General features: G+C 68.5%; 14 protein-coding genes. 2 read left to right on the forward strand and 12 right to left on the reverse strand.

What is annotated here, in order from left to right; translation table 11 throughout:
• Positions 1-102 precede the first annotated feature (102 nt).
• Positions 103-306 (forward strand): hypothetical protein, encoded by a 204-nt coding sequence (locus IB257_RS22490; RefSeq protein ID WP_054453512.1) that lies wholly within the window; start codon positions 103-105, stop codon positions 304-306.
• Between the two features lie 3 nt (positions 307-309).
• Here the strand turns inward: IB257_RS22490 and IB257_RS22495 are convergent, their stop codons facing one another.
• From IB257_RS22495 to IB257_RS22550, 12 genes are all read right to left on the reverse strand, one after another.
• The gene (locus tag IB257_RS22495) at positions 310-543 is read right to left on the reverse strand and encodes a DNA-3-methyladenine glycosylase (protein ID WP_192492845.1); all 234 of its coding nucleotides are present in this window, start codon (positions 541-543) and stop codon (positions 310-312) included.
• Positions 544-634: 91 nt separating this feature from the next.
• The gene (locus IB257_RS22500) at positions 635-1195 is read right to left on the reverse strand and encodes a DUF4142 domain-containing protein (RefSeq protein ID WP_119449578.1); all 561 of its coding nucleotides are present in this window, start codon (positions 1193-1195) and stop codon (positions 635-637) included.
• A gap of 86 nt (positions 1196-1281) precedes the next feature.
• Positions 1282-1791 (reverse strand): CinA family protein, encoded by a 510-nt coding sequence (locus tag IB257_RS22505; protein WP_119449579.1) that lies wholly within the window; start codon positions 1789-1791, stop codon positions 1282-1284.
• A 35-nt stretch (positions 1792-1826) separates the two neighbouring features.
• Positions 1827-2102, reverse strand: coding sequence for a hypothetical protein (locus tag IB257_RS22510; RefSeq protein WP_054453505.1), 276 nt, complete (start codon positions 2100-2102; stop codon positions 1827-1829).
• Positions 2103-2195: 93 nt separating this feature from the next.
• Positions 2196-2516 carry a BON domain-containing protein gene (locus IB257_RS22515; RefSeq protein WP_054453503.1) on the reverse strand — a complete coding sequence of 107 codons (321 nt, stop codon included), beginning with the start codon at positions 2514-2516 and terminating at the stop codon, positions 2196-2198.
• Between the two features lie 101 nt (positions 2517-2617).
• Positions 2618-3736 (reverse strand): FAD-binding oxidoreductase, encoded by a 1119-nt coding sequence (locus IB257_RS22520; protein ID WP_192492846.1) that lies wholly within the window; start codon positions 3734-3736, stop codon positions 2618-2620.
• Positions 3733-5121, reverse strand: coding sequence for an NAD(P)/FAD-dependent oxidoreductase (locus IB257_RS22525; RefSeq protein ID WP_192492847.1), 1389 nt, complete (start codon positions 5119-5121; stop codon positions 3733-3735). The genes IB257_RS22520 and IB257_RS22525 overlap by 4 nt, the downstream gene beginning before the upstream one ends.
• A complete protein-coding gene (locus tag IB257_RS22530; RefSeq protein WP_054453500.1) occupies positions 5112-5414 on the reverse strand; it encodes a (2Fe-2S)-binding protein in 303 nt (100 codons plus the stop codon). The genes IB257_RS22525 and IB257_RS22530 overlap by 10 nt, the downstream gene beginning before the upstream one ends.
• Complete coding sequence (locus tag IB257_RS22535) at positions 5411-7096, reverse strand: thiamine pyrophosphate-dependent enzyme (RefSeq protein WP_192492848.1); 1686 nt, start codon at positions 7094-7096, stop codon at positions 5411-5413. Before IB257_RS22535 ends, IB257_RS22530 begins: the two co-directional genes overlap by 4 nt.
• A complete protein-coding gene (locus IB257_RS22540) occupies positions 7093-8829 on the reverse strand; it encodes a hydantoinase B/oxoprolinase family protein (protein ID WP_192492849.1) in 1737 nt (578 codons plus the stop codon). Before IB257_RS22540 ends, IB257_RS22535 begins: the two co-directional genes overlap by 4 nt.
• A gap of 10 nt (positions 8830-8839) precedes the next feature.
• Positions 8840-10915 (reverse strand): hydantoinase/oxoprolinase family protein, encoded by a 2076-nt coding sequence (locus IB257_RS22545; protein WP_192492850.1) that lies wholly within the window; start codon positions 10913-10915, stop codon positions 8840-8842.
• Positions 10916-11049: 134 nt separating this feature from the next.
• The gene (locus tag IB257_RS22550) at positions 11050-11994 is read right to left on the reverse strand and encodes a LysR family transcriptional regulator (RefSeq protein WP_054453496.1); all 945 of its coding nucleotides are present in this window, start codon (positions 11992-11994) and stop codon (positions 11050-11052) included.
• Positions 11995-12124: 130 nt separating this feature from the next.
• On the opposite strand from IB257_RS22550, the gene IB257_RS22555 reads away from it, so the two are divergent.
• On the forward strand, positions 12125-13096 hold the full coding sequence (locus tag IB257_RS22555) for a tripartite tricarboxylate transporter substrate binding protein (RefSeq protein ID WP_192492851.1): 972 nt from the start codon (positions 12125-12127) through the stop codon (positions 13094-13096).
• Positions 13097-13199 lie beyond the last annotated feature (103 nt).

A 13199-nucleotide genomic window follows, 5' to 3' on the forward strand; every position in this document is an offset into this window, starting at 1 on the left:
TGGAGGAAAGCCGCAACGCAGCAATTGCCGTGCCGTCCGCGCGGGCACGTGGTTTGCTGATAGCGAGGCGGCGGCATTCCGCCCGCCTTCAGGAGCAGCGTCATGGACAAAGAGCGCGATACGACGGCGGCGCCCGCCGAGATCTTGAGCGAAGGTGAACTGAGGGCGCGGCGCACGCTCGAAGCAGCGCGGCGCTTGCTCGATCCGCAGGCGGAACCAGCTGCCGCCGTCTCTTCAGTTGAGGCAGAACTCAAGCGCTACGTCAGGGAGGCGTACCACAGGCGCTCATATGGCTCCTATGGTTGAGCGTTACTGCTGCGGTTCGTCCCAGACTGACGCATGCCGATATTGTTCGGCGCGCGCCAGCGTGCGATAGAAATCCGCGCCAACCCGTATCAGCCTTTCCAGCTCTTCGGGCTGCAGCCTGGGCTGCAGCGCCATCAGGCATTCCGCATAGTTGGCCAGCACCTCGGGCCAGTCATGGAAGTCCCGGTCGACCGCTGGCGTGGCGATCATTTGTGCCAATAGTTCCTCGCGATCCATATGCATGTTCCGCAGCAAGCGCACTGGTTGCAGATGCGCCCGCAGGTATGCGCATCTGTTCCTTCGCTGGTACTAATCCTCGGGAAGACTCCTATTTCTTGGCGGCATCCAGGCGTTGCTGCATGGCTGTCGCCATTTCCAGGTGTTGTTGCAGCACCGGCAGGGTCTCGATCGCGAATTGCTTGACGTCGGGATCCTTCACGTCGTTCGAGGCTTTCTCGAAGAGCTTCACCGCGTCCTGGTGCGCGGATACGCCAATCTCGTCCACATAGGCCTTGTCGAAGCTGTCGTCGCGCAAGCCCAGCGCCTTCAGTTTTGCCTGCTGCACCAGCGAGGGTTCGGTCGGCGCCTGATAACCCTTGCCTTGCGCAAGTGTGGCCAATTGCTGGCCGGCCTTGCCGTGGTCGTCGATCATTTTCTGGGCAAACGCCTTCACGTCCGGATCGCGGGCTTTTTCAAGAGCGAGCTTGCTGCCAGCGACTTCCAGGTGGCCGGCCTGGGCTGCGTTCTCCAGGAAGTCCCGGTCGGCGCTGTCCAATTTCGCTGCCGCGGCCGTGGGAGGCGCGGCGGGCGCGGTTTGCGCCTGCGCAGCATGGGCGGCAGCCAACGTCAGCGAGGCGAGGATCGTGGCGGTCAGATAGCGGGTTTTCATGGAAACCTCCAGATTTGGGCGCGGTGCGCCGTTATGGGTGGGAGCCTGCAGCCACCAGCAATCGCTGTTCCCGCCCGTCAGCGACTTCAGCGGGGCTTGGGCTTGCCCGTCAGTTCGGCGTGGTACTCCACCAGACGCTGCAGGGCATAGCGGGCGCTGGCCAGGCGTATGCCGTTGCGGTTGCCGGAGAAGCGCCGGGTTTCGGCGTAGATTGCCGGCGCGGCATCGGCCTGGCCCGCCTTGAAGACCCAGGCATAGCACTGCGTGCCAGCGGGAATGTCGTCGTCGACCGAGTCGGTGACGCCTGTATTGGAAATGGCGATCAGCGCCGGGCTTTGCCGCGATGCGCCCAGCGCCATCTCCCGCGCTACCGGCTCGCTCGTGAGGTTATGTCGCGCCAGGGTCGCGGGCGTCACCCCAAGGCAACGCATCTTTGCCTGCGGGGAATAGACCACGAATGCGCAGTCCAGCAGCGAACCGGCGCCCGCCACATCCGCCAGCGTGGCGGCGATGAGGCCGGCCGTGCATGATTCCGCCGTGACCAGCGTCAGGGCGTGTTCATGCATGTACGCGGCAACCCGTTCGATCGCGTCCATGGCGGATGGCGCTTTCCGGTTGAGGATCGCCTGGCCTAGCCGCCGTTGCGCACCGGGTCGGGCGGCTTGCGCGATACGCCGGCATGGTCTGCATCGGTGACCCGGTCCGCGCCTATGTCGGCGCCTTCGTGGTCGCGGTCGCGCGGGTTGGCGCTTTCGCGGTCGCCTGTGCCTTGAGCATCGCTATCGGTATGGACCAGGTCCTGAGGCAGGTCGCTGGCCGAGTCCGACGAATCGCTGGGACCCAGGTCGGGGCGGGGGGAGGGATCGGTCTGGGGATCGGGCAGGGAGTTGACGGGCGTGCCAGGCATGATGATTCTCCGTAGGGCTGCAATGGGCTCTATGAGACGTTGCGCAGCAAGCCGCGTGCCCGGCTGGCCCATCCTCCCGAGCGCCGCCGCGCATTACTGCGGATTTCGCACCTGGATGTTGTTGCGGATCTCCTTCACGCCCGCCACGCCCCGGGCCGCGCCGACGGCGGAGGCCGCGCTGTCTTCGTTGTCCGCAAAGCCGCTGAGCTGGACCACGCCCTGGTAGGTTTCAACCTGTATGGTGTTGGACCGTAAATTGGGCGTCTTCAGCAACGCCTCCCGCACGCGCGCCGTGGTAGTGACGTCATCGGTGTACTGGCCCGTGCTGCGATGACCGTCCTGCGCCGCGCAGCCTGCCAGCGCCAAGGCGAGCATTGCTGCGCCCAGGCCGTGAACTATGGATTTTCTGACCATGGATAGTGCTCCTTTGCCGTGGATGGCGGCAGGAAATGCCGCCCCGCGGGAAGCGAGCAACTCGCATGCCTGTGAGGGCCGCGCCCAGGCTCTCGCACCGATCAGGCCTGGGCGGCCTCCCAGCGGCTGGCCGAGAACTTCTCCGCCATCATCAAGCCGCCGCGCCCCGTCGCCATTTCGGCGATGACCTCGCCCACCGCCGGCGCGATCTGAAAGCCCCCGCCCGAGAAGCCGAAAGCATGCAGCAGCCGCGGCACTCTGGGGCTGAAGCCGATGACCGGGTTCTTGTCGCTGAAATAGCCTTCGATGCCTGACCAGCAGCGGATCACGCTGGCGCAGGCCAGCGCCGGGAGCACGGTCGGAGCGATGCGGCCGAGTTCGGCGAGCGCGGCGCGGCCCGGCCGGCTGCGGTCTCCCGGCAGCGCGCTGCCGTAGCCGCCGCCCATGACCACATTGCCGCGCGCGACCTGGCGGGCATAGAAGCCGCCGCCCTCCACGCCCAACGACACGCCGATCTGCGGCGTGAGAGGCTCGGTGACCAGCATGGTCGGATACTTGACCTGCAGGGGCAGGTCGTCGCCGAACCAACGGGCTACCGCCGCGCCCCAGGCGCCTGCTGCATTGATGACGGTGTCGGCGTGTATGCGCCGGCCGTCGGCGACGGTCAGCAGGAAGCCGTTGCCCTGGGTGTCTGCCTGCGTGATGGCGCAGTGTTCGAGCAGGCTTGCGCCGGCGCGCGCAGCGGCATGGGCGAAGGCGGGCGCGACCAGTCGCGGATTGGCCTGGCCATCCTCCGGACATAGCGAGCCGCCGGCAATGCCCGGATCCAGCGCGGGAAAGCGGCGACGCAGCTCGGCGGCGTCGATGATCTCCAGGCCCAGGTCGAAGTCGCTGACCTTGTCGCGGTAGGCACAAAGCTTGTCCAGGTCGGACTCGGAGCGCGCCAGCTTCAGGTGGCCGCTGCGCACGTATTCCGCATCGGTGCCGATGAGGTCCGGCAGGCGCGACCAGATGCCGTGTGCGCGCTGCGCCAGATACAGCTGCTCGATCGAGCGTCCCTGGCGGCGTACGCCACCGAAGTTGACGCCGCTGGCGCGTGCGCCGCTTGCGCCGCCGTCGATCAGCGCCGTGGCGACCCCCATGCGGCGCAGCGCCAGGGCGGCGCTGGCGCCCACCAGGCCGGCGCCGATGATGGCGACTTCCGTGTGCAGCGGGTTCATGGTTTCACCTTGCCGAGCATGGACAGGTTCAGGGGCTTGACGGGCGCCTGCCCGCGTAGCCGGCCTATGTCCGCCAAGGCCAGTCCGCGGCAGTCGGCCAGCAGCTCGGCCGCGCCCGCCTGGCACATGCGTCCCTGGCACAGGCCCATGCCGATGCGCGTCAGCGCCTTCAAGCGGTTGAGATCGTGGATGGCGTATTGCGCGGCCGCGGCGCGCAACGTGCCGGCGCGCACTTCCTCGCAGCGGCAGACCATGACGGAGTCGTCGCAGTCGGCGCCCGCGCCCGGCAGGGGAAAGGCCCGGTCCAGGCCGCGGCGGAATTGCGCCCAGCGCGCCTGGCGGCGGGCCAGCCACTGCACCCTGGCGGCGCTGACGTCGATGCCGCTGTCTGCCAGCATGGCCAGCGCGGCGCGTTCGCCCGCAAGCTCGGCCAGGACCGCGCCGCCGATGCCGGCGCCGTCGCCGGCCAGATAGACGCCGGTCGCCGTGCTGCGGCCGTCCGGGTCGCGGCGCGGCAGCCAGGCGCGCTGCGCGGCATCGAAGTCGAAGGCGCAGTCCAGCAGGTCGGCAAGCTGCGTTTCCGCGCGCAGCCCGTGGCCGACCGCAAGCGCGTCGCAAGCAATGGCGCGCTGCTTGCCGCCCAGGGTCGCAAGCGCGCGCTCGACGCGGCCCGCGCCCTCGGCCGCATCCAGCCGTGCGCCATGGTGCACCGGCACGCCGTGGGCGCGCAGCCAGCCCAGGTAGTACATGCCTTTGGCCAGCATGCCGGGCTGGCTCAGCAGCGCCGGCGCGGCGCGGACCTGGCTGCCTGGCGGCGCGCAGTCCAGCACGGCCTGCACCTGGGCGCCGGCGCGCGCATATTGGTAGGCGACCAGATAGAGCAGGGGGCCAGTGCCGGCGAACACGATGCGCGGCCCAAACGTACAGCCCTGGCTCTTCAGCGCGATCTGCGCGCCGCCCAGCGAGTAGACGCCGGGCAGGGTCCAGCCCGGGAAGGGCAGGACTCGGTCGGTGGCGCCGGTGGCGAGCAGCAGCCGTGAATAGGGCAGGGTTTCCAGTTCGCCGTCGCGGACCAGGTCCAGGCAGCCCGGGGCGGCATTCCACACCGCGGTGGCGGCGCGATAGTCGGCGCGGGCGGCCAGGTCCGCGCCCGCCGCATGGATGGCTTGCGCGCGCTTCCATTCGAAGCCATAGCGCTGGCGCGCGGTGCCGCGAGGGGCCGCGCCCTGGCGATAGATCTGGCCGCCAGGCAAGGCGGCTTCGTCCACGATCACCGGACGCAGGCCGTGGCGCAGCAGCGTCTGCGCGGCGCGCACGCCCGCGGGCCCGGCGCCCACCACCACCATGCGCGGCGAGTCATCGGCGCCGGGCGGGTTCATTTGCATGCGAGTTCTCCGGGCTGGGCGCTGACCAGTTCCATGCCGTCTTCGACTGCGGTGGAACAGGCGCGCAGGCGTGCGCCGTCCGCCGTCTGCACCCAGCAATCCTGGCAGGCGCCCATCAGGCAGAAGCCGGCGCGCGGCGCGCCTTCGCCCAAGGTGACGCGCAGGTGCTGCGCGGCCAGCAGCAACGCCGTCAGCACGGTGTCGCCCTCATGGGCTTGCAGCGGCAAGCCGTTCCAGGTCAGGCGCAGCGGCGTCGAGGCGGGCGCCGACACGCGGCGCAGCAGCGGTTTCATGCGGCGGTCTCCGCGCGGCGCAGTTGCGACAGGGTGCGGTCGGGCAGGATGATGTCGGCGTCGTAGCGCAGCTCCACGATGGCCGGCATGCGATGCTCCCGGGCATACGCCAGCGCGGCATCATAGGCCGGCGCGAAATCCTCCGTGCGCTCGACCGCAGCGCCGTAGCCGCCATAGCTGTGCGCGAGCCGCGCGAAATCGGGGTTGACCAGTTCCGTCGCCAGGGCGCGTCCGGGATAGGCGCGCTCCTGATGCAGGCGGATGGTGCCGAACAGGCCATTGTTGAAGACCAGCACCACAATGCCCAGCCGGTACTGCGCCGCGGTGGCCAGCTCCTGCATGGTCATCTGGAAACAGCCGTCGCCGGCGAAGCAGACCACGGCCGCATCGCGGTCGCGCAGCTTGGCCGCGATGGCTGCGGGCAGGCCGTAGCCCATGGCGCCGACGGCGGGCGCAAGCTGGCTGCCCGGTCCCTTGAAGGCAATGTGCCGGTGCGCATAGAGCGCGTAATTTCCCGCGCCCACCGTGACGCAGGAATGCGGCGGCAGCGTGGCCGCGACGTGGCGCGCCGCCGCGTTCAGGTCCAGCGGGCCGGGCGTGGGCGGCAGCGCAGGCGCTGGGGCGGCCGCTACAGTGCCCCGGCGGCGCGGCTGCCAGCCCGGCGTCGGCGCCAGTCCCGATGCGGCCTGGGCGAAGCCGTCCACACTGGCGACCATGCCCAGCGCCGGCGTGCACAGCCGCCCGATCTCGTTGGCGTCCGGGTGGATGTGGATCAGCGTCTGGCGCGGCGTGGGCGAGGCCAGCCATTCATAGTTGATGGTCGTCGGTTCGCACAGGCGGGTGCCCAGCGCGATGACGAGGTCGCTGTCCATGACGGCGCGCTTCTGGTGCGGCGGCATGCTGGCGCTGACCTGGCCCACGAAATTGGGATGGTCGTTGTCGAACAGTTCCAGGCGTCGCCAGGCGGTGGCCACGGGCAGGTCGAAGCGCAGCGCGAAGTCGCGCACGGCCTCGCGCGCGGCTTGCGGCCAGCGCGAGCCGCCCAGCAGCAGCAAGGGCCGCTCCGCCGCTTCCAGCAAGTCACGCAGGCGCAGCATGTCGGCGTCGGCCGGACGGGCGCAGGGCGGCTGTGGCGTAGCGGCCAGAGCCACGTCGGCGACGCTGGACAGCATGTCTTCGGGCAGGGAGAGGACCACTGGCCCGGGGCGTCCGCTAGTGGCGATCGCCCAGGCGCGCGCCAGGTATTCGGGAATGCGGTCGGCCCGCTCGATCTGCGCGACCCATTTCGCCAGCGGCGCGTACATGGCGCGGTAGTCCACTTCCTGGAAGCATTGGCGGTCGGCGGTGTCGCCGCCGACCTGGCCGATGAACAGGATCATGGGCGTGGAGTCTTCCCTTGCGGTGTGCACGCCGATCGCCGCATTGGTGGCGCCCGGGCCGCGCGAGACAAAGCAGATGCCCGGCTGGCCGGTCAGCTTGCCATGCGCCTCGGCCATGTAGGCGGCGCCTCCTTCCTGGCGGCAGACCACCGCTTCGATCGCGTCGCGCCGGGCGTAGAGCGCATCGATGCATGGCAGGAAGCTTTCGCCCGGCACCATGAACACGCGCTCCACGCCATAGGCCTGCAGCTGCGCGACCAGCAGTTCGCCGCCGCTGCGGGGGCCGGGGGCAGGCGCGTTCATGCCGCGTCTCCTTGCAGCGCCAGCGCCACGCGTTCCGCGCCATAGTCGCGTTCGGCCGCGGCCCGGCTGACCTTGCCGCCCAGCACGTCGTTGCGGATGGCGGTCGCGCTACGGTCAGCGGGCGCGCCGTAGCCGCCGCCGCCGGGCGTTTCCAGGCGCACGGACTGGCCGCTGGCCAGGCCGTGGCTGGCGATCTTGTTGGGCAGGCGCTGCTCGTCGGCGCGGCCGGGGTTCTGGATCACGCGCGAGGTGCCTCCCGCCAGGCCGCCGTTCAGGCCGGCCGCGCCAAACAGCGCGGCGTCGCAGCGGATGGTGCAGATCAGCTGATCATGCAGCGAACGGATCTGGCGCGCGATGCCCATGCCCCCGCGGTGGCGGCCCGCGCCGCCGCTGTCGTTGACCAGCGCGTACTCCTCGACCAGCAGCGGGTACTCGATCTCCAGCGCTTCGGCGGGCAGGTTGGAGGTATTGGTCACGTGCACCTGGATGCCGTCCATGCCGTCGCCCTGCGCGCGTCCGCCCGCGCCGCCGCCCAGCGTTTCCAGGTAGACGAAGGTGCCCTTGCCGTCCTGCATGGGCACGGAGAACAGCATGGAAGGCATGACGTCGTTGCACGAAGCCATGGCGCGGTCTGGCGGCAACAGCTGGCCCAGCGCGCCGATCACCGTGCCGGCCACGCGCTGCGCGGTGGTGACGCGCGCGCCCACCGCCGCCGGAAAGCGCGGGTTGGTAATGGTGCCCTCGGGGGCGGTGATGGTGATGGGCTGGAACAGGCCGTTGTTGGGCATGAGCTCGGGGTCGAGCATGGCCTTCACCGCGAAGTAGACGCTGGCGTTCAGGGCGCTGGCGGGCAGGTTGAATGCGCCGCGCGCCTGCTTGCTGGTGCCGGTGAAATCGACATGGAGCTGGCCGTCGCGCGCCTCTACGTTGGCCTGGATGGTGACGGGATCGCCGCCCATGCCGTCGTCGTCCATGCGCTCGGTGAAGGTATAGGTCCCGGTCGGCAGTTGCGCGATGCGGTTGCGCAGGCGTCTTTCGGTGTACACCATGATGCTGTCGATGGCGGACAGCACGGTCTCCAGGCCCGACTGCTGCACCAGTTCCAGCATCAGCCTGGCGCCCTTGTCGTTGGTGGCGATCTGGGCGCGGATATCGTGCATCCGGTTGTCCGGTTCGCGCGTGTTGTGCGCAATCATCTCCAGCAGGTCCATGTCCAGCTCGCCCTCGCGCACGATGCGCATGGCCGGCAGGCGGATGCCTTCCTCCCAAACTGTCTTCAGATGGTGCGACGTGGAGCCGGGAACGGCGCCGCCGACGTCGGTATGGTGGCCGATGTTTGCCGCGAAGAAACGCAGCACGCCTTCGTGAAAGATGGGAGTGATGACGGTGATGTCGGGCGCGTGCGTGCCGCCGGCCAGATAGGCGTCGTTGCACAGGAACGCGTCGCCCGGGCGCACGCCGGCCGCGCCGTAACGCCGCAGCACGGCGTCTATGCCGCCGGACAACGATCCCAGGTGCACCGGCACGTGGGCCGCCTGCGCTACCAGGCGGCCGGCGGCGTCGAACAGCGCCACGGAGCAATCCTTGCGTTCCTTGATGTTGGTGGAAAAGGACGAACGGATCAGCGTGTTGCCCATTTCCTCGGTAATGGACAGCAGGCGGTTGCTGAAGACCTCCATTTCGATGGGGTCGAAGGTGTCCGTGCCGGCAGCGGAAGTCGATCGATTGGTCATGGCGTACGCCTTAGCTGTTGAGGTTGACGACGAGGTTGCCGTATTCGTCGGCGCGCGCCTGCTGGCCCGGCAGCACGACGGTGGTCGAGCTCATTTCCTCGATCACGGCCGGCCCGTCCACGGGCACGCCCACCGGCAGCAGGGCGCGGCGCAGAATGGGCGTGTCCACCCAGCCCGCCCCTTCGAAGTACACGTTGCGGCGTTCCTTCAGGGCGCCGGCCACGCTTTCGCCGCCTTGCACGCGGGCCAGGGGCGCGCGTGGCACCAGGCCGATGGCGCGCACCCGGCAATTGACGATCTCCACCGGACGGCCGGCGGCGTCATAGCCATACTCGCGCACGTGTGCCGCGCTGAATGCCGCGACGAACGCATCCAGCGGCATCAGCTGCATGCCATCCAGCGGCACGGCGATTTCGAAGTTCTGGCCCTGGTAGCGCGCGTCGATCACGGCGGACAGGCGCTGCTCCGAGTCGTTCACGCCTTCGCTGGACAGCCAGGCGCGCGCCTTGCCGGCCAGGGCTTCCAGCGCCTGCCGCACGGCGGTCCAGCTGTCCGCGGTGGCGTGCGCCATCAGCGTCTGCACGAAGTCCATGGAAATGTCGGACAGCAGGATGCCGCGCGCGCACATGGTGCCCGGCTCCTGCGGAATCAGCAGGGTGCCGATGCCGCAATCGCGCGCCAGTTCGGCGGCATGCAGGCCGCCCGCGCCGCCAAAGGCGCAGAGGGCGAACTTGCGGATGTCATGGCCCCGTTCGGTGGAGACCGCGCGTACCGCGCGCGCCATGTTGGAGTTGGCGATGCGCAGAATGCCGTAGGCGGCTTCTTCCACGCTCAGTCCCAGCGGGCGGGCGATCTGCGCCTCCAGCGCCTCGCGCGCCTGGCGCGCATGCACGGCCATGCGGCCTTCCAGCAGCGCGACTGGATTCAGCCGGCCCAGCACGACGTGGGCGTCGGTGATGGTCACGACCTGGCCGCCCCGGTTGTAGGCGATGGGGCCGGGCACCGCACCCGCGCTCTGCGGGCCGACCTTGAGCGCGCCCGCGTCGTCGATGCGCGCGATGCTGCCGCCGCCCGCGCCGATGACGTGCACGTCCACCATCTGGGTCTTGACCGGATAGTCGGCCACCAGGCGGCTGGAGGTGAACAACGGCCGCAGTTCGGCCACCAGCGACACGTCGGTGCTGGTCCCGCCCACGTCAAAGGTGATCAGGTTGGGCAGCGCAGCCACGCGGCCCAGTTCGGTCGCGCCGATCACGCCGGCGGCGGGGCCCGAAACGCAGGTGCGCACCGGAGCCGTCAGCACCGATTCCACCGACATCAGACCGCCATTGGAATGCACCGTGGTCGGCTCGGCCGCCACGCCCATGGCGCGCACCGAACTTACCAGGTTGCGCATGTAGCCAGCCATGCGCGGGCCGACATAGGCATTGAGCGCGGTGGTGGACATGCGTTCATATTCGCGGAACTCAGGCAGGATCTCGCTGGACACGCTCAGATAGACGCCCGGCAGGTGTTCGGCCAGGATGTCGCGGGTGCGGCGTTCGTGGGCATCGTTGCGGTAGCTGTGCATGAAGCAGATGGCAACCGATTCGACGCGGGCTGCGGCCAGCTCGCGCGCCACCGCCACCACCTCGTCTTCGTCCAGCGCCTGCAGCACGGAACCGTCGGCGCCGACGCGCTCGGTCACTTCGAAGCGCCACTCGCGCGGCGCCAGGGGTTGCGGCTTGGTGACGTTGTAGTCGTACAGATGGGGGCGTGTCTGCCGGCCGATCTCCAGCACGTCGCGAAAGCCGCGGGTGGTGACCAGCGCGCAGCGCGAACCCCTGCGCTCGATGACCATGTTGGTGGCCACCGTGGTGCCGTGGCCCACGTGCGCCAGCTCGGAGCCGGCGATCTCGTGTTCGCGGATTAGATGGGCCAGGCCCGTCTGGATGGCCTCGGACGGATCGTGCGGTGTCGAAGGCACCTTGAAATAATGCAGTTCACCGGTGTGCTCGGCGAGCAGGGTGAAATCGGTGAACGTGCCGCCTACGTCGAAGCCGACGCGAAAACGGCGGGCGCCCGGGGCGGATGCGGTCTGGGTCACGCTGGTCTCCAGGATGCTGGCGCGCAAGGCGCCGGGAGTGGGATGACCAGAATGCTATTGACGCACCATCATTCGGTCCAATCAAAGATTGGTATCAGTGATTATCACTATTGTGAATGACTTGTCGGTACGGATCAGTACGGATGGGACTCTGCCGGCTGCGCCTGGTCGAACACCATTCCTTGCGCCTGGCAGACCTTGAGTATCTCTTCGCGTAGCCAGCGATGCGCGGGGATGTTGTCCGAGCGTTCGTGCCAGATCAGGTTGACCGTGCGCGGCGCGAACGGGAAGGGCGCCTCGACGGCTTCCAGCAGATGGCTGTAGGGGCTGTTGCGCACGGTGTTCAGCGGCACCACGCAGATCAGGTCGGTTTCGGCCAGCAGGCGCGGCGCCAGGGCGAACTGGTTGATGGTGAGCACCACGTTGCGCTTGTAGCCGTGGGGCGCGAGCTCATGGTCGATCAGGGTCGGCGTGCCCAGCAGGCTGACCATCAGATGGCGCGCGCGCAGGAAGCTGTCCAGCGTGAAGCGCGGCTGCGCCAGCAGCGGGTGGCCCTTGCGCATGGCGCAGACGTAGGTCAGCGTTTCCAGCGGCAGGGTGCGCAGGGACGAGCCGAAGTTCGAATACACGCCCGCCGCCATGTCGACTTCGCCTTTTTCCAGCAGCACGCCGGCGTTGTCCAGCGAGTAGGGATGCAGATGGATGCGGACATTGGGCGCCACCGTCTGCTGCTCCACGAACAGCGGCCGGATGACCTGGTCCGCCACGTAGTCGGACATGGCCATGCGGAACACGGCCTCGGAACGCGCCGGGTCGAAATCGTTGCGCTCCAGCGTGTCGGCGATGCGGGCCAGCGCGTCGCGGATCGGGGGCCACAGCAGTTCGGCGCGCTGCGTGGGCAGCACGCCGCCCTGGATCTTCACGAACAGCGGATCCTTCAAGGTCAGGCGCAGCCGGTTGATGGCGTTGCTGACCGCGGGCTGCGTCATGTGCAGCGCGGAGGCCGCGCGCGTGACGTTGCGTTCGGTCATGACCGCATCGAAGATGCGCAGCAGGTTCAAGTCCATCGAGGTCAGCATCGCAGTCCTGGGTGATTATCAACATTGGTGATAGAGATCTATTTTAATTGTTGATTAGCCATATAACGCGGGACCGCTTAATCTTCCCCGGGTGCAAGCGCAGTCGATACACCACGAGGGGAAATCATTGATGGTCAAGCATCTGAAAACTCTGGCCGCTGCCTGTCTGGCGGCCGGGATCGCCGCGCCCGCGATGGCCGCGGACGCCTATCCCAGCAAGCCGATCACGATCGTCCTGCCCTACGCGACGGGCGGGTCCGCCGACATGCTGGCGCGCTTCGCCGCGCAGGCTTTACAGACTGAACTGGGCAAGCCGGCCATCGTCGAGGCCAAGCCGGGCGCGGGCGGCGTGCTGGGCACTGAGTTCGTCTCGCGCGCCGAGCCGGACGGCTACACGCTGGCGTTGACCGCCAGCGGCACCATGGCCGTCAATCCCTACGTCTACAAGCTGCGCTACAAGCCGCTGGAAGACTTCAAGCAGATCACGGTACTGGTCGACCTGCCTTTCGTGGTGGTCACGAACAATGAATTCCCCGCCAAGAATCTCAAGGAATTCATCGACTACGGCCGCAAGAACCCGAACAAGATCACCTTCGGCAATGCCGGCCTGGGCACCCAGCAACACCTGACCCAACTCATGTTTGCGCGCGCCGCCGGCATGCAGGTCAACATCGTGCCCTACAAGGGCAGCAGCCCGGCCATGAACGACCTGCTGGGCGGCCACATCGACGCGGTGCTGGACAATACCGGCGTGCAGACGCCCTTCATCAAGGCAGGCAAGGTGCGGCCCTTGTTCGTCACGAACCCGGAACGCGTGGCGGCCTTGCCCGATGTGCCCACCGCGCCAGAAGCCGGCCTGCCCGGGTTCTCCGCGGTCGCCTGGTTCGGCCTGGCCGCGCCCAAGGGCACGCCGGACGAGATCGTCGACAAGATCCAGCAGGCCCTGGCGCGCGAGTTCGCCAAGCCGGAAATGAAGCAGCGCCTGCTGGACCTGGCGATGATTCCGCGCGTGTCCACGCCGGCCGAGACCACGGCCCGTGTGCAGAGCGACCTGGAAACCTTTGGCAAGATCGCCAAAGAGGTCGACCTGAAGCCGATGTGACGGGACGGCTTTGCCGCGTCAGCGGCATGGCCTTCTTGCGCGCCACGGCGGATGGCGCGCGCAGCGTTCAAGCGCGCCGATCCGCCCTGATCTCACCGATCTC

It is taken from the genome of Achromobacter sp. ACM03, assembly GCF_014851665.1.
Taxonomy (GTDB): domain Bacteria; phylum Pseudomonadota; class Gammaproteobacteria; order Burkholderiales; family Burkholderiaceae_B; genus Achromobacter; species Achromobacter aegrifaciens.